Annotated in this window: 23 protein-coding genes; 4 read left to right on the top strand and 19 right to left on the bottom strand. The window is 48.4% G+C overall.

Translation table 11 applies throughout. The features are described from left to right. The first annotated feature begins 50 nt into the window (after window positions 1-50). The 3 genes from hisS to aspS all read left to right on the top strand — a co-directional run bounded on the left by hisS (window position 51) and on the right by aspS (window position 4,854). Window positions 51-1,313: a histidine--tRNA ligase gene (hisS, locus tag AB1611_01345; GenBank protein MEW6378229.1), complete on the top strand. Its 1,263-nt coding sequence runs from the start codon at window positions 51-53 to the stop codon at window positions 1,311-1,313. Window positions 1,314-1,468: 155 nt separating this feature from the next. Next, window positions 1,469-2,374 (top strand): DUF3782 domain-containing protein, encoded by a 906-nt coding sequence (locus AB1611_01340; GenBank protein MEW6378228.1) that lies wholly within the window; start codon window positions 1,469-1,471, stop codon window positions 2,372-2,374. 701 nt (window positions 2,375-3,075) lie between these two features. Continuing rightward, window positions 3,076-4,854 (top strand): aspartate--tRNA ligase, encoded by a 1,779-nt coding sequence (gene aspS, locus AB1611_01335; protein ID MEW6378227.1) that lies wholly within the window; start codon window positions 3,076-3,078, stop codon window positions 4,852-4,854. A 43-nt stretch (window positions 4,855-4,897) separates the two neighbouring features. On the opposite strand, the gene AB1611_01330 is transcribed toward aspS, so the two are convergent. The 19 genes from AB1611_01330 to AB1611_01240 all read right to left on the bottom strand — a co-directional run bounded on the left by AB1611_01330 (window position 4,898) and on the right by AB1611_01240 (window position 23,406). Continuing rightward, window positions 4,898-5,722: a hypothetical protein gene (locus AB1611_01330; protein MEW6378226.1), complete on the bottom strand. Its 825-nt coding sequence runs from the start codon at window positions 5,720-5,722 to the stop codon at window positions 4,898-4,900. Continuing rightward, window positions 5,716-5,967, bottom strand: coding sequence for a hypothetical protein (locus tag AB1611_01325; GenBank protein MEW6378225.1), 252 nt, complete (start codon window positions 5,965-5,967; stop codon window positions 5,716-5,718). Before AB1611_01325 ends, AB1611_01330 begins: the two co-directional genes overlap by 7 nt. An 88-nt stretch (window positions 5,968-6,055) precedes the next feature. Then, window positions 6,056-7,150, bottom strand: coding sequence for an adenylate/guanylate cyclase domain-containing protein (locus AB1611_01320; protein ID MEW6378224.1), 1,095 nt, complete (start codon window positions 7,148-7,150; stop codon window positions 6,056-6,058). 14 nt (window positions 7,151-7,164) lie between these two features. Further along, window positions 7,165-8,988: an ATP-binding protein gene (locus AB1611_01315; protein MEW6378223.1), complete on the bottom strand. Its 1,824-nt coding sequence runs from the start codon at window positions 8,986-8,988 to the stop codon at window positions 7,165-7,167. Between the two features lie 59 nt (window positions 8,989-9,047). Further along, window positions 9,048-9,242: a hypothetical protein gene (locus tag AB1611_01310; protein MEW6378222.1), complete on the bottom strand. Its 195-nt coding sequence runs from the start codon at window positions 9,240-9,242 to the stop codon at window positions 9,048-9,050. A gap of 13 nt (window positions 9,243-9,255) precedes the next feature. Then, window positions 9,256-9,657 carry a HEPN domain-containing protein gene (locus AB1611_01305; GenBank protein MEW6378221.1) on the bottom strand — a complete coding sequence of 134 codons (402 nt, stop codon included), beginning with the start codon at window positions 9,655-9,657 and terminating at the stop codon, window positions 9,256-9,258. Then, window positions 9,641-9,967, bottom strand: a complete 327-nt coding sequence (locus AB1611_01300) for a nucleotidyltransferase domain-containing protein (protein MEW6378220.1) — start codon at window positions 9,965-9,967, stop codon at window positions 9,641-9,643. Before AB1611_01300 ends, AB1611_01305 begins: the two co-directional genes overlap by 17 nt. Window positions 9,968-10,067: 100 nt before the next feature. Further along, the gene (locus tag AB1611_01295) at window positions 10,068-10,994 is read right to left on the bottom strand and encodes an Rpn family recombination-promoting nuclease/putative transposase (GenBank protein MEW6378219.1); all 927 of its coding nucleotides are present in this window, start codon (window positions 10,992-10,994) and stop codon (window positions 10,068-10,070) included. A gap of 126 nt (window positions 10,995-11,120) precedes the next feature. Beyond that, window positions 11,121-13,127: an alkaline phosphatase family protein gene (locus AB1611_01290; protein ID MEW6378218.1), complete on the bottom strand. Its 2,007-nt coding sequence runs from the start codon at window positions 13,125-13,127 to the stop codon at window positions 11,121-11,123. Window positions 13,128-13,152: 25 nt separating this feature from the next. Continuing rightward, window positions 13,153-15,252 carry an alkaline phosphatase family protein gene (locus AB1611_01285; protein ID MEW6378217.1) on the bottom strand — a complete coding sequence of 700 codons (2,100 nt, stop codon included), beginning with the start codon at window positions 15,250-15,252 and terminating at the stop codon, window positions 13,153-13,155. Window positions 15,253-15,430: 178 nt separating this feature from the next. Beyond that, entirely contained in the window at window positions 15,431-16,672 is a 1,242-nt protein-coding gene (glgC, locus tag AB1611_01280) for a glucose-1-phosphate adenylyltransferase (GenBank protein ID MEW6378216.1), read from the bottom strand. Between the two features lie 44 nt (window positions 16,673-16,716). Continuing rightward, complete coding sequence (locus AB1611_01275) at window positions 16,717-16,977, bottom strand: hypothetical protein (protein MEW6378215.1); 261 nt, start codon at window positions 16,975-16,977, stop codon at window positions 16,717-16,719. An 83-nt stretch (window positions 16,978-17,060) separates the two neighbouring features. Further along, window positions 17,061-18,287 carry a hypothetical protein gene (locus AB1611_01270; protein ID MEW6378214.1) on the bottom strand — a complete coding sequence of 409 codons (1,227 nt, stop codon included), beginning with the start codon at window positions 18,285-18,287 and terminating at the stop codon, window positions 17,061-17,063. 47 nt (window positions 18,288-18,334) lie between these two features. After that, window positions 18,335-18,754, bottom strand: a complete 420-nt coding sequence (ndk, locus tag AB1611_01265; protein ID MEW6378213.1) for a nucleoside-diphosphate kinase — start codon at window positions 18,752-18,754, stop codon at window positions 18,335-18,337. Between the two features lie 50 nt (window positions 18,755-18,804). Beyond that, a complete protein-coding gene (gene mdh, locus AB1611_01260) occupies window positions 18,805-19,752 on the bottom strand; it encodes a malate dehydrogenase (protein ID MEW6378212.1) in 948 nt (315 codons plus the stop codon). 35 nt (window positions 19,753-19,787) lie between these two features. Further along, a complete protein-coding gene (locus AB1611_01255; GenBank protein MEW6378211.1) occupies window positions 19,788-20,876 on the bottom strand; it encodes an isocitrate/isopropylmalate dehydrogenase family protein in 1,089 nt (362 codons plus the stop codon). A gap of 78 nt (window positions 20,877-20,954) precedes the next feature. Continuing rightward, on the bottom strand, window positions 20,955-21,707 hold the full coding sequence (gene tatC / locus AB1611_01250) for a twin-arginine translocase subunit TatC (GenBank protein MEW6378210.1): 753 nt from the start codon (window positions 21,705-21,707) through the stop codon (window positions 20,955-20,957). Next, a complete protein-coding gene (gene tatB, locus AB1611_01245) occupies window positions 21,679-22,062 on the bottom strand; it encodes a Sec-independent protein translocase protein TatB (GenBank protein MEW6378209.1) in 384 nt (127 codons plus the stop codon). The genes tatC and tatB overlap by 29 nt, the downstream gene beginning before the upstream one ends. Window positions 22,063-22,344: 282 nt before the next feature. After that, complete coding sequence (locus tag AB1611_01240) at window positions 22,345-23,406, bottom strand: tetratricopeptide repeat protein (GenBank protein MEW6378208.1); 1,062 nt, start codon at window positions 23,404-23,406, stop codon at window positions 22,345-22,347. Window positions 23,407-23,773: 367 nt separating this feature from the next. Between AB1611_01240 and AB1611_01235 the strand changes: the two genes are divergently transcribed. After that, window positions 23,774-24,088 (top strand): hypothetical protein, encoded by a 315-nt coding sequence (locus AB1611_01235; protein MEW6378207.1) that lies wholly within the window; start codon window positions 23,774-23,776, stop codon window positions 24,086-24,088. The last annotated feature ends 372 nt before the right edge of the window (window positions 24,089-24,460 follow it).

Here is a 24,460-nt window from a genome sequence, read left to right as displayed (position 1 = left end):
ATAAAAACATGCAGAATAATGCCTGACTTAGTGAGGAGGAATGAAGATTCATGATTAAGGCGATTCGAGGGGTCAAGGACATACTCCCCCAAGAAGTAGGAATCTGGCAATACGTGGAAGCAATTGGTCGGAAGATGCTCCAGGACTACGGGTTTTCGGAGCTTCGGATCCCGGTTTTCGAGGACACGGCCCTCTTTATTCGAAGCATTGGTGAAGAGACGGACATTGTCTCCAAGGAGATGTATACTTTTCCAGACCGCAAGGGCAACAGCCTCTCCCTGCGGCCTGAAGGAACAGCCCCGGTGGTGCGGGCCTTTGTGGAGCACAGGATGTATGCGGAAAGTCCTTATCAGAAGCTCTATTACCAGGGGCCGATGTTCCGCTATGAGCGGCCGCAGGCCGGGCGTACCCGGCAGTTTCATCAGATCGGAGCCGAGGTCTTTGGCCTGGCTGAGCCGGGTGTGGATGCCGAGATGCTGATCCTGCTGAATGATCTGTTCTCAAAGCTGGGGCTTGCCGGTGTTACTCTGTTCCTCAATTCGGTAGGATGCCCGGAGAATTGCCGCCCTCAGTATAAAAAGATCCTGCAGGAATTCATACGGAAGGATTTCGAGAGCCTGTGCCCCGACTGCCAGACGCGATACGAGAAAAACCCCCTCCGTATCATGGATTGTAAAAATGAAGCCTGCCAGGCTATCCTCGCTCAGGCTCCAGTCATTCTCGAACACCTGTGCCCGGACTGCCGGAAGCACCATGAGGAGGTCGAGCGCCTGCTCAAACTGGCTGATATTCCCTACCGGATCAACCACCGGCTGGTCCGTGGGCTTGATTACTATACCCGGACCGCCTTCGAGGTCACCGCCAGCGGGCTTGGTGCTCAGAATGCCATCGCCGGCGGGGGGCGGTATGACCGCCTGGTTGAAGAATTCGGCGGACCGCCGACCCCGGCCATCGGTTTTGCCCTCGGCATGGAACGGGTGATCATGGCCCTGCAGGGACAGGGGATTGCCCCACAACCTCAGCCCCTGATCTATCTGGCAGCTTTAGGGCAGAAAGCCAGGGAAGAGGCATTCCTGTTGATCCGGACCCTGCGGAGCAGGGGCCTGCGGGTAATCATGAATTACCAGGACCGGTCGCTGAAGGCTTTACTCAAACAGGCCGATCAAATGGGAGCCCGCCTCACCCTTATTCTTGGTGAAAACGAACTGGCCAGCCGCCTCCTGCTGCTGCGGGACATGACCCGCTCCGTGCAGGAGGAAATAGCCCTGGATAGTGATATTGCCGCTGTGCTGGAAGCAAAGGTTCTGGGGTGATAGGCGGTTTTAATGGTGCTCTGGCACCAGAGTGTTGAAAGGAGCCTGCCTGCACCTTGACAGTACAGGGGTTCCAGGAGTATAAATATTTGTAAAAGAGGAGAAAGGCCCCTTAATGAAGTTTTCCTCTTGAAAGCATGGATGGTGGTTTATTCATGGAAATCGAAGAAATTAAAGAGATAATAAGAGAGCAATTACCCAAAATAATGCAGACCGATGAGGAAATAGCACGGTTTATCCTGCGGCTTTCCTCGCAGTACTATGCCGGAAAACTCGAAACCGAAGATCGGTTTGACCGTATACTTAATGAGCTCCAAAGGGATAGAGAAGAGCAGAGGCAAAAATGGGAAGCTGATGACCGTAAATGGGAAGCCAATGAACGTAAATGGGAAGAGCAAGTCAAGAAATGGGAAGCTAATGACCGTAAATGGGAAGCCAATGAACGTAAATGGGAAGAGCAAGTCAAGAAATGGGAAGTTAATGACCGTAAATGGGAAGCCAATGAACGTAAATGGGAAGCTAATGACCGTAAATGGGAAGCCAATGAACGAAAATGGGAAGCCAATGAACGAAAATGGGAGGAGCAGAACAAAAAGTGGTGGGAAAACCAGAAAGTTATTGATAGGGTACTTGAAGAGCTCAAGGTGCTAAACCGCAAACATGATCAGTCGATCGGAGCACTTGGTGCCCGCTGGGGGCTCCACACGGAAGCTTCATTCCGCAACGCTCTGGCAGGGATCCTCAAAGATACTTTCAATATCCAGGTACTCAATATTACTGAGTTTGATGACCAGGGAGAGGTATTTGGCCATCCAGATCAGGTTGAGCTCGATCTGATCATAAAAAACGGGCTCTTGATCATTTGTGAGATCAAGTCTTCCATGAGTAAGGCAGATATGTATGCCTTTGAGCGAAAGATCAAATATTACGAGAAGCGACATGAATGTAAGGCTAACCGGAAGATAGTCATCTCACCAATGGTAGATGATAAAGCAAAGGACATAGCCGCAGGGGCCGGGATCGAAGTATATTCTTTTGCTGAAGATGTGGAAAAGATATAGGGTTCGTTGACAGTATGAAGACGATATGAGGATTGGTTTGCATTATACCAATTGACAATTAACCCATCAAAAAATCCTGCTATGATGAAAATAATGCTTTACTGAGGCAAGGGACTTGGCTTTAAACCAAGGAGCTAACAATGGTAGCTTATAAACTGGATATGAAAATCTAAGAAAGGCTTAATAGAATTAAAAAATCTTCCTTTCAATGAAGGAGATGGGGGTTGTGGAGTTGGAGTACAGAGGATATTCAAGCTGTTGAGGAAGGAAGGAACATAATTAACCAATGGAAGATATCCTCTTAGTATTACAACGAGACTTTTCTGTAGTGATAGAGGAATGGTCATAATACATCACCCCCACCCAGCCTCCCCCCTTCAGGGGGGAGGAGTGTAAAGAATGCTCCCTCCCCTCAAGGGGAGGAGTTAGAAGACGCCTCCCTTGCCACAGAGGGCTTCCCTGTCTCTTGAGGAGTATCCTCAATCCCTCCCCCCCTTGAGGGGGGATGTTAGGTAGGGGTGAATACAACCATGGAGTCCTTTAACCACTCCTCTTCTGTGAAGGAAAAGGGAAAAGTCTCATTGTAATATTAAAAGGCAATTATTTAATAGTATGAGCAACGAAAAATGAAAAATCAAAACCTTGATAGCAGCAATGGATCTACCTTTTTAAAGAATTCGGAGGACCAAGGAAGGTACAGTATGGATTACTTAGATGGATGGAAACGAACAGGAAGCTGTAATTCACTCAATAAATCCCATGTGGGCCAGCAGGCTACCCTGATGGGCTGGGTCCAGCGGAGAAGAGATCATGGGGGGGTTATTTTTATCGACTTGCGGGACCGGGAAGGGATGACGCAGGTGGTGTTCAACCCGGAGTATGCACCGCACAGCCACCAGAAGGCGCATGAGATCCGGAATGAATATGTTGTCGCCGTCAGGGGGAAAGTTGCCCTGCGGCCCGAAGGGATGGCCAATCCGAATCTGGCCACGGGAGAGATCGAGCTGATGGTCGAAGAGGTAAAAATTCTCAATCAGGCCAAGAGCATGCCCTTTCAGATCGAAGACCAGATCGATACCGCTGAGGATGTCCGGCTGCGTTACCGGTATCTTGACCTTCGGCGGCCTGCCCTCCAGAAAATCCTGATGCTGCGCCACCGGATTTATCAGCAGGTTCGCCGCTACCTTACGCAACAGGGTTTCCTGGAGATCGAAACCCCGGTCCTGGGCAAGAGCACGCCGGAGGGGGCCCGTGATTACCTGGTCCCAAGCCGGGTCAATCCGCACAGCTTTTATGCCCTGCCCCAATCCCCCCAGCTCTTTAAGCAGATCCTGATGGTTTCCGGTTACGACCGGTATTTCCAGATCGTGAAATGCTTCCGGGATGAGGACCTGCGGGCTGACCGGCAGCCGGAATTCACCCAGATCGATCTTGAGATGTCATTTGTGGAGCGGGACGATGTCATGCAGGTTGTTGAAGGGATGGTCCGGGAAATATTCGAGGAAGAAAAACAGCTTGTCTTTTCCGCCCCGTTCCCCCGGATGACCTACCAGGAGGCCATGAGCCGCTATGGCGTTGACCGGCCGGATACCCGCTTCGGGCTTGAGCTGGTGGATATCGGGGACCTGGTTCAAAATTCCCGGTTCAAGGTTTTTGCCGAGGTGGTGCAAAAAGGCGGTCAGGTCAAGGGCATTAACGGTCAGGGGTGCGGGAAGTTTTCCCGCAGTGAAATTGATGACCTTGCCAAGGTGGTCCAGATCTATGGGGCCAAAGGGCTGGCCTGGATCAAAATCAATGAGGATGATATCCAGTCCCCGCTGAAGAAATTTCTCTCTGAAGAAGAAGTGGCCAATATCCGCACCCGTATGCAGGCCAGGCCAGGAGATGTGTTGTTCTTCGTGGCCGATACTCCGGCTGTGGTGGCTGCAAGCCTTGGTGCTCTTCGCCTTACGCTGGGGCAAAAACTCAACCTGATCGACTCCAGCCGGTATGATTTCCTGTGGGTAATCGACTTTCCCCTGCTGGAATACGACAATGAAGAGGGCCGCTATGTGGCCATGCACCATCCTTTCACTGCCCCGATGCCTGAAGACCTTCCACTCCTGGAGAGTGACCCCTTAAAAGCCCGGGCCCAGGCTTATGACCTGGTTTTAAATGGCCAGGAAATCGGCGGCGGAAGCATCAGAATCCACACCAAGGAGATGCAGACCAGACTCTTTGACAGGATTGGCATCAAGGAGGAAGAGGCACGGCAAAAATTCGGCTTCCTGATGGAAGCCCTGGAATACGGCGCTCCTCCTCATGGCGGATTGGCCCTGGGACTGGACCGGCTGATTATGATTCTGGCCGGTACCACTTCTATCCGGGACGTAATCGCCTTCCCCAAGACCCAGAAGGCTACCTGCCTGATGACCAATGCCCCCGGTGAGGCCATGCCAAAGCAGTTGAAGGAGCTTCGAATCAAGCTCGACCATTCGTGATTGAGGAGGGAGCAAATGTTCCCTCCTGCCCCGGTTTTCCGGATCAGTCCACCTTGAGGATTTTTCGAACCACCAGCCCGAAGGAGATGGCCAGAATGGGAAGCATCAGCAGCCAATGGATTTTCCAGCCAAAGAAGATACAGGTAAAGTGTTTCGGCTGGTAGCCAATGTCAATGCTCTGAAGCCTGGCTGTTTTGGGCAGTGGCGGTTCCGCGGCATTTACCAGGGGAGCCCAGAAACTCTCCCGGATGAGCTGTGAGCCAAAAGGCGCGCTGCTCCTGCCGATAACGATCTCCTTGGTATATGTCTGATCGCAGAGCTTGAAGCCCAGTTGATACTTGCCTTCCATCGAAGCCTGCAATTGCCAACTGACTTCGTCTTCGTTTCCAAGGTGCATGGCAGGGGTAAGCGCCTCAAGCCCTTCAGGGAGGATAAGCTCCGGCTCAGGCCGCCGGTCAGCATCCCTGGCGTAAGTGACTTTGACATCGAAGGGCTCGCCCGGCATGATGGGAGCATAACCGTACCGCAGGTTTATCTGAGAGAGCGTGACCAGAAACAGGAGAATAACAGGCACTGCCCCTTGAGTATTGTAGGCAATGTAGCGGAAATTGTTTTTCAGGATTTCCTTCTGGGCTTTCAAAACCTCCCGGAAGTCGTCCTTGTAGATTCTGATTTCCAGAAAGTGCAGCTTGATCCGGCTTTTTACGGCTTTGATTTTCTTCTGATTGGATACATACTTGAAGATAATGACGACAATCGTCCCCATGACCAGACAGATGGCCGTAAAGCCCCAGAAGGGCTCAAAGCGCTTGAAGGGGAGTGCGACAATGTCGAGGAAGCTTCCGATAAGATGTAAAATGGTCAGCATGATGTTTCCTTGAGATTATCCTTGTTACATTCTATATTACGTTCTTTGAGCAGGGCATCAACAAGCCTGCCATTACCCGAACCTTTCAGCTTTTTCATAGCTTCCAAAGCCTTTTGCTTATCCCAGGTTTTCTTGGTTTCTTCCTTTTTTTCAATAGTTACAACTAAATCTGTATCACCAGGTAGTTGTAATGAATTCAACTTTTCTTTCAATTCCGACAAGGTCATATTCTCAATAATAGCCATAATGGATTTCTCCTTTTGGATATTACCCAATGTGTACTTAAATAGTATAGCACCTCTTTACTTGTATCCACTAGATTGGATTCTCTCTTCAGGCGCTTAGTTTATCTTCAATAACCTCAAATAAATCAAACACTCCGGGAATATTTTTAATGTCAGAGATTTCGCTGTCTTTCGAAGTGGCAATCACTCCCTTGATCCGTGCTTCTGTAGATTGAGAAACGAGAATCTGTCCGGATTTAGAACGGGATTCAATTCTTGAGGCAAAGTTTACCTGCGGGCCGAGCGCAGTAAACTGATCTCTGAACTCGGTCCCAACATTTCCAACAAGTACCTCCCCGGTATGTATTCCACAACCGAGACCTATGTTGATCTTATCCGGGACATAAAGCTGCCATTGCTTCAGCCATTTTTTTGAAATCTCATCAAACTTGGAACGTAAGGTAATGGCTGCTTGAATGGCTGCAATAGCATCAGTCTTTCCCTGGTCATCCTTGTGGTTGAGGACACCAAACAGCGCCATAATCCCATCACCGATGAATTTATCAAGTACACCATTATTATCGAAAATTATTTTAGCGGCTGCTTCGCAGTAATCTTTAAGAAAACCAGCTATAAGATCCGAATGCGCTTTCAGAATCTCACATAAGAGCGAGAAACCCCTTATGTCCCAGAAAGCTATCGTAAGAGTCCGCCTTCTCACTGATAGGAGTGAGGGATCTTTTTCAATAGTATCAAATACCTTTGGATCAAAATATTTGCGTAAAAAATTGATTCGTTGGGACCATTCTCTATAGCGGAGAGCTGCACTTGTTTTAATGCTTATCTCCCGTACCGCAGTTGTACCACGGATATTTTTTTCGACAACATCAAAAGCTCCAATATCAAATGCTGCATAGCGGTCGAGGCTTTTTTCTTTTGCTGTGAATAAAATTGCCATGATCAGTGGATCCAGTCGCCTTGCTTCCTGTAAAATGTTCATGCCGCTTTGTTCACTATCCATTACCAGGTCAGTTAAAACTACGTCTACGGGTTGTTTTTCAATAAGCTGCCGTTCCAGGATGCTTTTACCTTCAGTCTCATTCATGGCGGTCAGAATATCCCAATCTGGATTCATATCTCCCAGCGCGCGCTTAAGTGAATTAAGATTTTCAATCTCATCATCCACAATCAAAACACGAGCCATTTTTTTTCTCCTTTTCAAATATTCAAAGAAGATTTGCTCTCATTATTCTTCTGATCAGGAAGAGGAAGGTAAACCTCAAAATCAGCTCCCTGATTAGGAATGCCAGTTTCAATGATCCCGCCTCCATGTCCATCAATGATACGTCGCACCAAAGCTAAACCCAGGCCTGTACCATGGTCATAGGTAGTAAAGAAGGCATCAAAGATTTTTTGTTTGTTAAGAATTGGAATCCCGCAGCCATTGTCTTTTACATGGACTAAAACGTATATCTTACTGGAATCAACAAAACTCGGCAACGGTTCTGGAACTGGATAAACAGTCTTTATTTCAATCTTTTTTTCTGGCTTATCAAACCAATGTGCCGCATTCGCAACCAATTCATCGAAGCATTCGGCCAATCTCTCAGGGTCTGCCAGGACAGCCAATTCTGGTGAGCATTCTATTTTGCACGAGATATCTTTGCTACAGAGAGAACGACATGCATCTTCGAGGATAGGATATAAAAGAGTAGAAATTGGTTTGATTTCTTGAGCACGTGCTAAGGATTTGAACTGCTCAACGAATGCTTTTGCCTTTTCGACTGAGGAATGAATATTTTTTACAACTTCTTCCACCTCATCAATTCTTTGCTCTCGAATCCTTTTAACTAATGGATCGAGATCAGTTTCTATAGCAAAGATAGGATTACCGATTTTATGGGCTGCGGAAAAGGAGATATCCTTCCAGACCGCATCCCTTTCAGCACGTATTCTCCTGTTTTTCTCTCCTTCAAGGTCAGTAATAAGTTTTGTTTGATTAGCCAATAAGTTAGAATTCTCTTTGTATAATTCCTCATAGGACTTTCTCGTTTTAGAACGAATTCTTCCCTGGTCGGAGAAGTATTTATACCCGATTTGTGGAAATCGATGGATGAGAGAAGTAAGGTATTCCTGGTCCCAAACCCGAATACGGAGGTTGTGTCCAGGCAGCCCTTTTTGACGGCGTTTCTCAAGGCGCTCACGAAGTTCTTTAAATTCCTCTAGCTTCGAATCCTTGCGGTAAGTGATAAAGAGGAACGTAACTGGGGCTTCAATGGCTTTGCTAAAATATTTATCAAATTGCTCTGAATATTTTTTTACACGATGAATAAGAAAATCAGGATCATGAGTAATTATCTCCAGCAAAATTTCAACTGGCGCGTGAAGTCCCATTGAAATTAGCCAGAGCTCTCGATATTCATAGCCATCAGGATCTTTTTTTGGAATTTCCGCAACCAAATCAACTTCCGGTGAAATTTTACCCCATTCAAGTCGCTGAAATCCCATTTGTGCCAATAGCTCACGACAAAGGTTCTCCACCTCTCTTTCGCTCAACAGCTCCCACTCAATGAAGAATGGCGATGAATATGAAAACCCAGGATAAATAATGGAAGGGCGAGGAAAGCGACGGTATTCGCGAAGAGAAAGGCTAATTTTTTTTGATAGACTGTCAAGGCTTACTGAATCATAACTATAAATAATTACCCGGAATTCTCGAAGATCGAATGGTATATCATTGAAGTTCTTTTCTCGAGATATAAGAAGCAATCCCTTGCCCATTGCCTGTGCCAGACCTAATTCAAAAAAAATATTGGGATTGCGATCCGTTATGTCAGCAATAATGCAATCAGCCTGCGTGAGTTCGCCGATAATTGCTTCTCGAATGGTACCGCTTGGTAAAACGGGACCTTGATCGAGAGATACAACCTGAAACCCGGCTTGCTTTGCACCTGCAATAATAGCCTCTCGCACGGGAACAAAGTTCTGGGTAAATGGTAAAGCGAGAAAGCATTTATTACCTAACTGATCTTCTTTAGGCATTAATTCTGCCTTTCTTGCTAACATTACTCTCTACACGAGCGTAGCGATAAAGCCTGCTATCAGGAAATATAGCCTAATCCCTGTAATTTTTTCTTCAATTCTTCCTGCGATTCGGAGGATTCATCTTCCGCCCGCATTTCCTTTTCCAGCACATGACTGATGAATTCTTCTACTGAAGGATAACCTTTGCGGCTGGCATATTCTTCGGCGCGTTTTAACAAGTCCTTATCGATTTTTACCTTGCTTCCAAACATAGCGAACACCTCTTCAGCTTTTTGCCTCGCTTATCTTACTTCTCACATAAGCTTGAACTTCTTGTACAATTTCAATAGCAGCCTTAATTTCCTCCTGAGAGGGTGTGAGGTGACTTTCCGGATATCTTATCTCAACAGCATAATCAGTAAGTGCATCAGCCCCCTCTTTAAGGTATGTAATCTCAGGGTCTTTTCCCTCTATTACGGCTATAAGACCTCCTATTTCATGAGTTTTGGTAAATGCCAAACCAAGATGTATCATGTATCCTTTAAGATACTTTTCAACTGCCTGCTGGCAATGAAATGCAATTACATCGTTTAATGGTTCTTCTGCTTTGAGCAGTGATCCTGCTGCTATTAAATCATGGTCAGCCTTGGTGAACCATTCTTTTACCAGGTCAGCCCTTTTTTTCATACAGCACCTTTCCTCGCTCCAAGATCGAGGTTATAAAGGCCTGTTTTACATTTTCCCATTCCCGTATCTCATCAACCGTATAGATTAATATATCCTTTGGAACCGAAACCTTACCCCATAAACACTTTCTGATTTCCCGTGCCCTCTTATACCTTGGCTGATCATGCTTTTGAACTACTACAAGAATGTCAAGATCACTATCCTGAGTAGGTTGTCCATAGGCATAAGAACCAAAAAGTACGATTTTTTCAGGAGATAGTCTCTCGATAATTGTATTGACGATAAGGTTTATCTCCGTATCTATAGGCAATTTGCTTTCTCCCTTGCCCGGCTCGGCCTTTGTTGCACTTAACTGATCTTACCGAGTCTCAGGATTTCTACGGAATGCCAAGTCCCTTGTGGAGTCTCCGTTACCTTAAGATTAAATTCTCTATTTCCTTACAGCTTGATGCTGTTCTTATCGCTTCATTAATCTTTTCTAACTGTTCAACTGAATCCATCCTGCTGATCCGATCATAAAGTTGCAGGCATTCCCTGCCAAACTTGAGCTCCAACCCCAGGGAGATAGCTTCAAGGAGTCCCCGCTTAAATCCCTGTTCATCCGCTTTGGCAATTGCTCCCCGCTGGTCCTGGATGAACATCTCCCGCCGTTCCTGATCATCAAGTTCCTCACGGGTCAGGTTGGCCTTATTGGCTATCTTGAAGGCTTTGGATATGGGCTTCTCGACTTTCAGGGTATGCGGGACAATATCCAGTGAGCGCGCATGCTTCAGGAAATATAGCCATTTGTCGGTGATATCGGCTAACTGCTCTTCGGTCTTATCAAACTTTGGCAGCTCAACGAATACCAGCTCAAGATCGGAATTGAGACAGGGGAAAAAATCATCCTTTTCCGTGAGGCAGAATTTACTGATGATCTTCGGCTCATCGAACATGATAAAGTCAGTAATGGTAAGGGCTATGACCGGATTGAGCTTGGGGTAATCGTCTCCCTCATCCAGTTGGTTGGAATAGGATTTGGCTGCATTGTAGAGAATCCTCTTCTCAAAGCCAGCCACATTCAATACCTGCATCTCGATGATAATCTCTCTGCCGTCTTTGCTTCTGGCCTTGACATCCAGGCAGGTATCCTTCATTCCCTTGATCTGTGGTGCCTGATAAGGGTCAATAATCGTCAGGTTGATAATCTCATGCTCAGGGCTGAAGCGCAGCATGGCATTGATAAAGGAAATCAGAATATCCTTACTCTGCCTGCTGCCGAATATCTTCTTGAAGGCAAAATCCGTCTTGGGATTGAGAAAGCGCATATTCTCCTGCTCCCTTACTCCTGTGCTCATTAGGCCTGAGAATGCCCTGCTATTGCTATACAATATCTTATACTTTATCTTTCGGATACCTGCCACCAAGATATCCGATCTACCCACTTGGCACTGGGCGCTGGCCCCCAGCCCCATTATCCCCCCCTAAAATATCACCCGTCCGGTCATCTCCGGTTTTTTGCCCACCTTGAACTCGTTCAGGATCGTGGGTGCCAGGTCGATGATGGCCGGATCATTGACTTTGATTTTCTTATTGGCCAGCACGATACCCGGAACCAGTTGTCCGGCAATGCAGTGATCGCCGCTCCACTTGGTGGTATTGTCCCCCATGATATCTTCCGGAGCCTGTCCCAGGGCTGTCCACCAGGAGGCCCGGTATCCCCGGTTATAGCCGATGATCAGGTCAGGGGCACTATTGCGGTATTTCCCCCGGTAGGCTTTCTCCGGTATATCCACATGGCTGATGACCTGCTGGCCGTTTTCAGGATCCCGGTAATTCAATAATCCTTTTCGAATCTCTTCCAGCAGGGCGGTTTTTTGAGCCGGATTGACAATCCCCTGGACCTCCCTCCCCTTCAGGTTGATATAGAGGGCGTTCAGGCCCATGGCATAAGCCCTGGTGCGTTTCCAGTCCACATTTTCAAAGAACTCACCGCTTACTCTCTGGAATTCATCGATAAATTTCATATAGCCCTGCTGATGCAGCCAGGTATTCAGATTAAAATATCGGCTGTAGGTAGCGAAGCCATGATCGGAAAGAATAAGCAGGGTAGTTCCCGGATCCATCCGCTTCAGGGTTTCAGCCACAATCTGGTCCATTTTCTGATACAGATCGGGAATAACCTGGCCATACTTTTTATTTTTTTCTTCGGTATAGCCGGGGAATTGAGGGTCCATATAGCCGGTGAACATGTGCTGGATCGTATCAGTGGCCGAGAAATAGCAAAAGAGCAGTCCGGTTTTCTGCTTTTTCAGGTTGGCCAGCTCAAGCCGGTACATTCTCAGCCGCTCCTGCTGTGATACTTCACTCTGTGCCAGGAACTCTTCTTCATTCAGCCGTCCTTCGTTCAAGGCCCAGGTATCTTCCGGTATTCCCTGAGTATGGAACAGGCCGATCCGCTCCGCCAGCTCTTTGGCATACTCTTGTGGGCAGGAAATGTCAAACGGAGGCTGGCGGGGGTCAACGTTGATGGGGCTTAAGTAGAGCTGAAACTCAGGCCGCACCTGCTTAAGGTAAAACCTTCCGATCCCGCAGGCCCTGGAAAAACTCATTTTAAAGGTAAAGGGGAGCCATCCGGTCCATGCACCCTGTTTCAGGATAATATCCTGGTCGTCAAACTTCAGCCGGGCTATCGGGTTTTTAGGATCGAGCTTAATGGTTAAGGGTATTGTGGATATCGGGCGCTCTTCCTTGAAGGTATTGACCGGGCCCTGGATCTCGGTTTCTATGACGTTGTTTTTGACTACTACCTGGTAGACCCGCCCGCCCTGTTCCGCTCCGCCCTCTCCGGGCTTTGAGGTAAAGAACTGAAAGGTTCCGTAGGTACCGATGATATCCGGAGTGCCCATCCCGCTCAAGGATTTCCCCTTGTGCTGCACCGGCGGAAAATTGGAGGGGACCTGAAGGATCGTGGATGGAACGGAAACCTCATCCAGGTATTCCCAGAAGGTTTTGCCCTTGCGGTAGAGTTTTGCTTCGACTTTGGAAATGGGCACAACCCATTTCAAAAGAGGGATCTTTACCTCCTTTTTGGGAGGGCAGATTTCGCCGATGGAAAGGTACGGCAGGTAGGTATTGGGATCACGGGCGATGAAGTCATAAATATTGGTGCCGCCTGGATCCTGGCCAGTGATGAAGGTGGCCCAGGCCACCGGGCTCTGCGGCGGAATGGTGGTCGAAAGGGGCTTAAAGTCCCCGGTTTCAGCCAGTTTCCTGAAGTTGGGAAGCTTTCCCGCATCCATATATTTTTGCAGTAATTGCGGATCCATGCCGTCAAATCCCAGAACGATCATCTTCTTCGAGCCTGCCTCGGCCAAACCGATGCAGGAGCAGAAAGCGAGGAGGAGCACTCCCTCCAGCACGATGAATCTCAGCAGGCCGCATATGGAGGCATATTTTCTTTGCTTGCTAATCACGATATTCCTTTCCATAATTCTCCTTAATTCTCCTTCAATTTCAATCAAAGAGCGGCTTTCCTTCCATAGACGGGGGGACGTGCAGGTTGAATTCCCGCAGGATAGTCGGTGCAATGTCAACCATACCGGCAGATCTGGCCGTGTTCTTGCGGTTAGTGAATAAAACCCCCGGAACTTCCTTGGGGTCGATGCAGTGATCACCGCTCCAGCTCTTGAGATTATCTTCAAAGACCAGGTCATTGACTTTGCCCACCACCGAGTCCCAGGATATCCGATACCCCTGTGCGTAGCCGATGACCAGATCCGGTCCATTGTCAGTATAGGGGCCATGATAGATGCGCTGGCAGTCATAGACCTCGTTAACGGCCACCATCCCCTGGGCAGTATCTTTCAGGCCGCTCAGCCTGGTTGAAAGCTCATCTTTGAGCTGCCTGAACTCCGTCCCCGGCTGAACAATACCCTGTGATTCCCTCCCCTTGAGGTTGATAAAAACTCCTCCAAGCCCCAGTGCATAGGCCCGCGTTTTTGACCAGTCCACCTGGGCAAACCATTCACCGCTCTCTTTGGCTCCTTCCTTCAGAGCCAGGTAATGGTTCAGGTAGAGCCAGGAGTTCAGATTAACGCACCGGCGGAAGGATTTGAATCCGTGGTCGGACATCACCATCAGCAGGGTATTGCCATCGATTTTCCGGCGCACCCGGCCCAGCAGGTCGTCCATGTTTTTATATAATTCCTCGATGGTTTTTTCATATCCCGGATTTCCGGCAGCCCGGTGGGCAGGATGGTCTTTTTCCAGATACCGCCAGAACATGTGCTGAATCCGGTCTGTGGTGTCAAAGACACAGGCACAAACGCCTTTTCGCACTTTGTCCAGCTCATGGAAAAACATCGTTTCCCGCTCCCGGTGATTCGCGTAGGTCTGGTCCAGAAAACCCTGCTCGTCAAGGACCCGCTCGTTCAAAGCCCAGGTGTCTTCCGCCAGGCCCAGAGTGGCATAACTGTTCATGAGCCGGGCAAGATACATGGCGTAGACAAAGGGGTGTGAAATCGGCAGGATGGGGCTTTCCGGATCGATATTGATCGGCGTGACGTACAGCTCAAAATCAGGCACCGCTTCCAGAAGCATAAACCGGCACAGGCCATAGATTTTTTTCTTGCCGATGGGAAAAGGAAGCCGGACCCAGGGAGTAAACTCTCTTTGTTTGAGCGCAAACTTCTGGTCTGCAACCCTCAGCTCCGCATCGCCGCCTCCCGGAGGCAGGATCACCTCAAAGGGCAGTTGGCTTTCCGGAGCGCCCTGCTTATAAGGATCCTCCGGCCCATAAAGGAAGGAGGAAATTTTACCATTGGATTTTGCCACTTTGAAACATGCCCCCCCGGTTCGCTTTTCCAGCCGGTCATCACGGGTGGTATAGAAGGAGAAAGTCCCCTGAGTTCCCTTAAGGTCTGGAACGCACATGGCAGACAGGAGCCTGCCGTTGAATTTTACCGGCGGAAAGGTGACCGGCACCCGGATAATGGAGCTGGAAATGCCGACATCTCCCAGGATTTCCCAGAAAGCCCGCCCCTTTTTGAGAGATTTGATCTTCGGCCCCGTGAACCTGCCTTCGGATTTGCGAATATCTACCGAAGAGAGGACCGGCAGATAGGTCGATGGATCGCGGGTGAAAAAGTCAAAAATAGCATGCCTGGCCGGTGTCATGCCGGTGGCAAAGGTGGACCAGGCCACCGGAGAAATAGCCGGACAGGTGGTCTGGAGGCGGGTATAGCTGCCCTCTTCCTTCAGTGCGGAAAAGTTTGGCAAAAGCCCCTGCTGCATGAATTTTTCCGTCAACCCGGGGTCCATTCCGTCAAGACCCAGGATAACCACCCTTTGGGTCGTGCGGTGAGACTTCTGGTCAAAATATTTCCGGTATTTGAAGCGATGCCTGACCCCATGAACGATCATCCGGATCGGCCAGAAGAGAATGACGAGCAGGGCGAGAGAAAACGTTGCCAGGAGAATGAAAAATGAGCTGAAGAAAGCGATTCCCGCTCCCGGACCGATATAAGCCGCTGCCTCCCGGACCAGGACAGGAGAAAACAAAATCCCGACCGATGCCAAGACCCGAACCGAAAACTTTTTTACTCTTTCTATCATATCTCCATAATCACCATAATCACCAAGATTGCGTGTCACCAGTGAATTCCGTTCCTGTTTCCCGGTAAAATAAGATAAAGTTTACCCTGTTTTTTGCCTCTGTCAACTAATCATGACCGCCGTGAAGGCAAGAGGACTACCATGAGAGGGATGACTGCGGAGTAGCGGAATAAGAGTGCTAGATTTCCATTTTCTTGGGAACAACCACGATCCCTGAACCGCTGACCGTGTATTTCTTTGCATCCTCTTCCAGGTTGTAGCCGATGGTGGTATTGGGGGGAATGATAACCCCCTTATCAATGATGGCATTTCGAATCCGGGAGTACCTGCCGACCTCAACCCCTTCCATCAGCACCGATCGATAGATATACGAGTAGCTATGGATATAGACATTCGGTGACAGCACCGAATTCTGAACCCGTCCGCCACTTAATATGCACCCTTCAGAAATGAGCGAATCAACAGCTACCCCGAAGCGGGGCTCATGCCGTTCCCCATCGCCGAATTCTTCCGCAAACACGGTTTTGGCAGGAGGTGCCTGGATATGGTGTGTCCGCATAGGCCATTCCCGGTCATACAGGTTAAACAGCGGATTTACGGACACCAGGTCCATATTGGCTTCCCAGTAAGCCTCGATGGTCCCGACATCCCGCCAGTATTTGGCATGTTTTTTATTTTCGTCCTTGAAATTATACGCAACCACCTGATGATTGGGAATGGACATGGGAATAATGTTCTTGCCAAAATCGTGTTCGGATTCCCTCCAGGCATCTTCTTTCAGGACCTCGCGAAGCACGTTGGTCGTGAATACGTACACTCCCATGGAAGCAAAGCACAGGCTGGGGTCATGAGGCAGCGTTTTGGGATCACGGGGCTTTTCCTCAAAGCCGATAATCTTGTTATTCTCGTCAATCTCGACGATTCCCAGTTGCAGGGCAGCCTGCTGTTTTTCAACCTCAATGGCGGCCACGGTGATATCTGCCTTTTTGTCGATGTGGTATTGAATCATTTCCGCATAGTTCATCTTATAAATGTGATCACCGGAAAGGATGAGGATATACTCGGGATTTTCTTCGTTGAGAGTATAGAGGTTCTGAAAGATGGCATTGGCTGTGCCCTGATACCAGTTTTCATCGATTCTCATCTGCGGAGGGATCGAGATGATGAATTCTCCAAGCTCCGGCGAAAAGATATTCCAGCCCAGCCGAAGGTGGCGCTCAAGGGATTCATATTTATACTGGGGCAAGATATAAATGCGGCGGATATTGGAGTTGACGCAATTACTCAGCACAATGTCGATGATCCGGTAAATGCCTCCAAAAGGGACTGCCGGCTTGGCCCGATCTCTGGTTAACGGGTAAAGCCGCTTCCCCGCGCCTCCAGCCAGAATAAAGGTTAAGACTTTTTTTAAATTCACCATCTAACCACTCTCTCCCCTGCACCAGGTATACTTTAAAGACATACTCATCCATACTCAAAAGTTATTTCCTCGAGAGACTTCCATTTTTCCTTTAATCTTTTCAGCGTCTCAAGTTCTCCTTCCCATTCCAAAAGCTCCATGTCATCAACTTTACCATAAAGGGAGTCTCTATCGAGGGGCCGTATCTGGTTTCGTAATCCCTCAGTTTTGTCTGGATACGAAAAATTGCCTTTTTGAGGATCTCGATCTCTGGGTGAATTGCATCTTTCCCTTTTTCTTTGTCCACTCGTTATCTGCTTCTCCATTGAGCTTTGTTATCTGTCATCTCATTCTAACCTTGCACCATAACTATACCTTGAGTGCAACACCCGTCCGCATAAGCCTAATCTTACCACAAGAAGAAATTTCCCCGCAAGAGAAAATCACGGTGCAGAAACGTACGGTAAAATGACCTGCTGGCGGTATTCGGAAAATGATCGAGGCCCTCATAGAGGGTGATAAGGAGCCGGGCTTGTGATAAGACGGGGACACAAGCGAACCATAGTAGCAGTGGGGCATAAGATTTTGGAAGTGGTATGGGCCATATTGAAACACAAAGAGCCATACATAGATCAATGTGTGAACCATGAGGCAATGGCTGTTCAGCGCAATGCCCCTCGGTGGTAAAAAAACCCAAACTTGGAAGACTATAATTGCTTATCTTCCCGCCCATCACCTCAAATTCCATCTCCACTATCCGGGGAGGGAGCTTATCGGCACTGACCCTGACCTCATAGGGGATGACGATCCTTCCGCGGAGGACATCGAGGGGCCGTATCCGATCCAGCCGCAGGGCAGGGGAATATTCCAAATCTTCCCGGTCGTGTGAGGATGCATAGACAGCGAATGGGTCCTTCGGTCTGCACCGTGCTTTGATCCTGCTCAGTATCTCATCCAGAAATCCGCTTCTGAACCTCTTGAATTCTCCCTCGGTGCCAAGCCTTCTCGACAGGTCACTGCTCAACAAACCGGACAGCCTGGCATGCTTTTCAGCCATCAGGTATTTCCAGAATTTTTCACAGGTTTCCGCAGCCTTGCCGTACTGAGCATCCTGCACATCGTCAATGATAATGAAATTGTAGATAACAGCAGGATTCTGTTCGTAATTGAAAGCATAGTATCCGCTTTCCAGAGGAGGATCAATGACAATCTCGAACATGCGGGGCTTTCCCCGGTAGTTGGGGGCGATGTGGAAGGGAATACTCTTTTCAGCCATGAATGATTGCCGGGCTTCCGACCACTCCAGGCGGGTCAGGGTAAGCTCGTCGATAGTGCTCTCATCTCCCTTGAAATAGACGAATCCCAGACCCTGCCTGACAATCGGAGCAGGGTCCAGGCCACTGAATTCAAAGGCATTCTCCCCCTGCACTCTCTGTATTCTCTGGCACTTCGGGATCTGTGTGCCATCTTTTGTCCACAGGCCGAGATACCTGGGGGTAAAGTCGGATTTCGTCCGGGAGACCGAACCCCTGTTGATAAGAAAGCCGACGATATTCCCATGAGTGGCAAAGTCGGCTATCTCATACAGGGTGATGAGCACCGCGAGTATGAATACGAGAAATATTCCCTTTCTCATCTTTTCGCCTCTTTACGTACCCTCTTCATGACGAATAGGAACATGGCTCAATAAGAACATAACTCCAGTTGGTTGAAGAAGAAGGGAATTTCATATGCTGCCGACTCCGGAGAGTCTGACCCGTGGACTGCATTTCGCTCCACATTTTCCGCCAGGCTGCTGCGGATAGTACCGGGTTTGGCATCCTTGGGATTGGTTGCCCCCATGATTTCCCGAACACGGCTGATGGCATTCTCCCCTTCCAGAACCACGGCCATAATCGGAGCTGAGGACATAAAATCGGTCAGAGATTCATAAAAAGGACGTTCACGATGGACATAATAGAACTTTTTTGCCTCTTCCCTGCTCAGGTGCACCATCCTGGCGGCGATAATTTTCAATCCCTTGTCTTCAAAATGGGTCAGGACCTTGCCGATAGAGCCTTTAATTACTGCATCAGGTTTAACCATAATCAGTGTCTTTTCCATCACTCCTCCTTGTGGTTTTATTTCCGGTGTTCTCGGATTGCTCGATATTGCTATCGGGAAAGAATATTCGCACCTCTCAGGACCTGGATCATTCCTCTTATTGATTCGGCGGATTTCTCAAAGGCTGCCTTTTCAGAAGGGTCGAGCTCTATCTCCACGATCTTTTCAAGCCCCTGATAACCCAGCCGTACCGGAACCCCCAGGTAAATGTCCCTCTGCCCATATTCACCATCGAGGCAGGCTGCGCAGGGGAGGACTTTATTTCTTCCCTGCAGGATGCACCTCAGCATCTCCACGATCGCGGCTGCCGGCGCAAAGTAGGCGCTGCCGCTCTGAAGAAGCTTGACAATCCTGGCCCCGCCGTTAACCGTCTGGCTGACCAGTTCTTCAATCTCCTGCCGAGAAAGCAGACTGGTGAGCGGCTGGCCGTAAACGGTAGAATAGCGGGGCAGCGGGATCATCAAATCTCCATGCATGCCGATGACCAGGGCATAGATCTGGCTTGTCGATACTCCGGTTTTCCCGGCGATGGCGGCTGCAAACCGGCCGCTGTCCAGAACGCCTCCCATGCCAAGAACCCGGTCCGGCGGGATCCGGCTCACGTTTTGCACCAGATAGGTCATGACATCCATCGGATTGGTGACATTGATAATAATAGCCTCAGGAGCATAGGCGGCGATTTTCTCGGCGACTCCCCGGACGATTTCGCCATTGATTCTGAGCAGGTCATCACGGCTCATGCCGGGTTTTCGGGCAAGACCGGCCGTAATGACTACAACCCGGGAGCCAGCTATCCGGGAAAAATCAGTTGTTCCGCTGATGGTGGCATCCCGTTGCAGGACCGCCAGGGACTGCTCAATATCCAGGGCTTTCCCTTGAGGCAGGCCCTCAATGATATCGACCAGGCTCACCTCGCCAAGTTCCTCCAGGCTGCACAGATATGCCGTCGTGGCACCTACATGACCTGCACCGATGATAGAAATCTTTTCTCGTGGCATCGTTTTTTCCCTTGTTTCCATATTGTATTGATGGTTCAGGTGTTCGAGGACAACTCCTCGATTACCGCCTCGGCTACTTCCGTGGTCGAGGCTGCCCTGGTTATATCCAGATCGGGTAAGAGATCGTAGGTTACCCGCTCACCTTTCCGGATCACGGCGGCAATGGCCTTTTCCAGGCGGTCTGCCGCCTTCTGCTCTTTCAGATAGCGCAGCATCATCACCCCGGAAAGCATCATGGCCATGGGATTGACCTTGTTCATCCCCTTATACTTGGGGGCACTGCCGTGAGTCGGTTCAAAAACAGCCACTCCATCCCCGATATTGGCCCCCGGTGCCACCCCCAGGCCGCCAACAAGTCCTGCTCCAAGGTCAGAAATAATATCCCCATAGAGGTTCGGCAGGACAAGGACATCATACAGGTTCGGCTTTTGAACCAGTTGCATGCAGATATTATCCACGATCCGGTCCTCCACCTCTATGTCCGGATACTGCTCGCCTACCTGACGCCCGACCTTGAGGAAAAGCCCATCCGAATATTTGAGGATGTTGGCTTTATGGATAATCGTAACCTTGCGCCGGTTATTTTCCCGCGCATACCGAAAGGCATGGTGAACAATCCGCTCGGTAGCCCTGACCGAAATGTTCTTGAGGCTGATGCCCGAATCCTCACCGACATTTACTCCCCTGGTCTGACTGATGAACTGAATGAGCCGGAGGGTATCCTCCTTTCCCTGCTCGAACTCGATTCCTGCATACAAGTCCTCGGTGTTTTCCCGGACAATGACCAGGTCGATGTCCTGATATCTGGACCTCACACCCGGATAGGTTTTGCACGGACGCACGCAGGCATATAAATTCAATTCCTTGCGCAGGGCGACATTGACACTCCGAAATCCGCTCCCCACCGGCGTAGTGATCGGCCCCTTCAGGGCCACCTTGTTCTTCCGGATAGATTCCAGCACCGCATCCGGCAGCGGTGTACCATACTGGTCCATCACCTCGGCACCGGCCAGAGCGATTTCCCAATCAAAAGAGACCCCGGTCGCTTCCAGGACCATTCTGGCAGCCTGGCTGATCTCCGGTCCAATGCCATCTCCGGGGATTAACGTAATTTGATAACTCATCGGTCAACTCCTTATATTTATATTTCAGCCTGAATTAGCAACCAGGCCAACTGGTCGCGTAATTCCTGCGCTGTGTAATTAAGCCTCGCGCGTCTTGCGCTTTTTCCAGTAGACCAGCTTGCTCCCTACGATACTGATCTCATACAGAATGGTAAGTGGAATCGCCATCAGGAACTGGGAGAAGATATCCGGAGGAGTGAAGATTGCGGAGACGATAAAAATGACCAGAATAGCCCATTTATGATTCTTGGTCAACATTTCCGGTTTAACCAGACCAATCTTGGTAAGGAATAAAACAACGAACGGCAGCTCGAAGATAATCCCGTTTATTAATACCGTCATACTGTAAAAGCTCAGGTATTCACTGATCTTGATTTTCGGGGCTATTAAATCGGGTGTAACCTTGTAGGTCATCAGGAATCGAACGCCGAATGGTACCACCACCAGAGAGCCGAAGGCAATGCCGATGATGAAAAAGACCGAGGTGAACAGGATAATCGGCAGGGTGTATCTTTTTTCGTTTTGGTGCAGTCCAGGGGCAACAAAGGCCCAGATTTCGTAAAAGATAAGGGGAGCCGATAAGAACAGGGCCACGAAAAACGACATCTTCATATGGGCATAAAAAACTTCGGTCGGTGAGGTAAAGATAAATTCACAATAATCCTGAAGAGGCTTCTTGATAAAGGTCAGAATATATTCTGAAAAAGTATAAGCTATCGAAAAGAAAATCGTCCCGACAATAATAATAACGATTAACCGCTGCCGAAGCTCTGCCAGATGATGAGTGACAGGAAGCTTATCATCAAAGGAGATCTTTGGGTTTTTCAGCATCCGTGGCTACAGGTCCTTTCTCTTCTCGTTGAGTTTCTGTCTCTTCTTGAGTTTTGGTCAGCATGGCCGTTTCATCAGGGGCTTTGGCCTGATCCCCGGTATTCTCCTGATCAATTGTCTTTGGACTATTCTGGTCAATTACCTTCGGACTATTATAGACCTCTAATAACTTCCGCTTCTCTTCCTCGACCTTCATTTCTCTGGTTACAGAATCTTTGAGATCATCCGCGGCCTTTCGGAATTCCGCAAGGCCCTTACCCAGAATTCTTGCCAGTTCCGGGAGTTTATTCGGCCCGATAATTACCAGAGCAATAACGAGAATGATAAGAAGCTCTCCTGTCCCGATGCCAAACATACCGATTTTCCCTCCTTAAAAATCCAGGGCTCATTACCATGATGGCCAAGGACCTCAAAGTAGCGATGCTTTTCCTGCCTTTTCAGATACTATACGAACATCTTATGGTAAACGCCGGTGAATTGTCAAGCTCTGCTTTAATTTTCCTATCGCCCGAAAAGGACAGAGAGGGCATAAGCCTTTTCTGCCAATAAAATAGAGCTGTTGCTGGAGTAAAGGGGGAGTGGAAAAACGGACTACTTCAGGAATACAAATTCCGGCAAGAAAAATAAGGGTACAGCGCTACTTCTGACCTTGAATCTGTTCGAGTTCTATTTTTGCATATTCATATTCCGAGATGATATTCATCTGCGTCTCGATTGCCTGCTGCAAGTGCTGAATAGCCTCTTTCCGTTTATTCTGGAAAAAATAGCTCATTCCCAGATAGTAATGTACCTGACAGATAATAACGGGATTTTTGATAGATAACAGGTCCTTTTCAGAGTATGTTCCCAGAAGACATTCCATAAGGTGAGCAATATCCGTGTACGATGAATCAGCCAGGAGAGACCTTGTTTTGAAGGCAGCAAGGCCATTTCTGAGTGTCTCGGCAGCCTCCAGTTTTCTCTTCGATTTCTCGAGAGTGACATAGAGGAACAGATAGGTGTACAGGTTGTTCCTGTCAGTTCCGATAGCCAGGTGAAAGTGCTCGATAGCCTTGTCAAACTGCCGGTTGATCTCATAAGCCTTGCCGATCTTCTGATGAATCTCCGCCGTTTCATTACCCTTGGCTAATCCATCGAGATAGGCTTGAATGGCTTCGGGTGCCATTTTTTTATCCGACAGATAGCTGTTACCCAGGTTCAGGTAAGCGTTCGTGTCATTGGGATCGAGAGCGATGACCTTTTTCAGCTCCGCAATTCCTTCATCATACTTCCCCTGCTGCCGGTAAGCCCACCAAAGATTGAGGTGAGCCAGGGTCAATTTCGGATTTATCTGGATGGCCTTATGCAATTCCCGGACAGCAGCATCAAACTCTTTCTTTTGAATATGGCTCATGCCCAGGTTTACATGGGCCATGATGAAATTAGGATCAAGTTCCAGAGCCGTGCGGTACTCCTTGATAGCCAGATCCACTTGATTGGACTGAGTGTATTCCACCCCTTTCTGGAAATGCTCCTTCGCCTGATTTGGCTTGTCTGGCGAGGAGAGAATGCCGCTCTTTTTCCCCGGTGGGTTTTTATCCAGACCGGAAGCAGTTACCCTGGCCAGGACAGATCGAGAGAAGAATACGATTATTATGATTACCAGGAAAGAAATCAGAGAGAACAAAGTTTTGGTTGTTCGAGTAGCCGCTTTTTTCATTGCTGTTCCTTGTTCATGAATAACTGCATTACCAGTAAGGGAACTCACAAAAAAATAGTTTACCCCTTTTGATAAGGGTAAGCCTGCCTCATCCTTAATAATAAGTGACACGGATCTAAAAAGCAGGCATATTTATATATCATAATGGCAAAACGATGCAAGAAAGTCAATAAATAAAAAGAACCGTCAACCGCCCATCTTTCGCTCGCCAGCAGTATAACTATACACTCAAAGTTGATAGATTTTTAATCTTGATCTCTTCTGACTATCGATATATTATTACATCAAAGCTGCCAAAATTGGCAAAAACTGCCGCTTTTCAAAAAAGAGCTAACTGAATTTATAGAGCAGGGAGAGTAAAGCGAAGATGAATGACCCATTAGCCACAACAGCCAAGGTATTTAAGAGAGTTACCCTGGACGATATTTATTCGGCCATTGATGAGGTTAAAACCCGGCAAGAGGAAAGCTCCCGGTATCTCAATCAACGGATCGATATTATAGGCCAGAGGGTTGATAACCTGGGAACTAGGATTGATAGCTTGAGTGCTCAATTAAATCAGAAGATTGATTCCCAGATCGGGCAAGTCAGGCAGGAGATAGGCCAATTAAACCAGAGATTCGATACGGTCATGCAGATGCTCATGGAATTGAATAAGCAGATGGTAAATATTAATAAATAGAAAAATTCGTAAGTTCACAAGCGTGCTTCTTACCGTGAAAATATTGGGGGACCAAGGGCAAACTCCTCCCTTCCCGTCAACCTGCCGGTTTACAGGCTGGATTGCAGCCCACGGAGAGTGGGGTTAACTCATTGATTTACCTGTGCTTGTACAGGCCAATAGCCATACTTCTTCAGTGCCTTTATCCACCGAGGGCATTGCGCTGAACAGCCATTGCCTCAGAGGCTGTCTGAAAAATACCAAGGCTTGGTAATGTCAATCGAAAATTCCCCCACCGTGACAGCCGAAAATTCCCCCACCCCCAAATTATAAATTTATAAAATAGTTAACAAGTGAAATTAGTTGTTGAGATTGTGAATAGGGTGGAAACCT

This window comes from bacterium (assembly GCA_040755755.1).
Taxonomy (GTDB): domain Bacteria; phylum SZUA-182; class SZUA-182; order DTGQ01; family DTGQ01; genus DTGQ01.
Note: the sequence above shows the minus strand (reverse complement) of the source record. Positions and strands in the feature narration are given on the sequence as shown.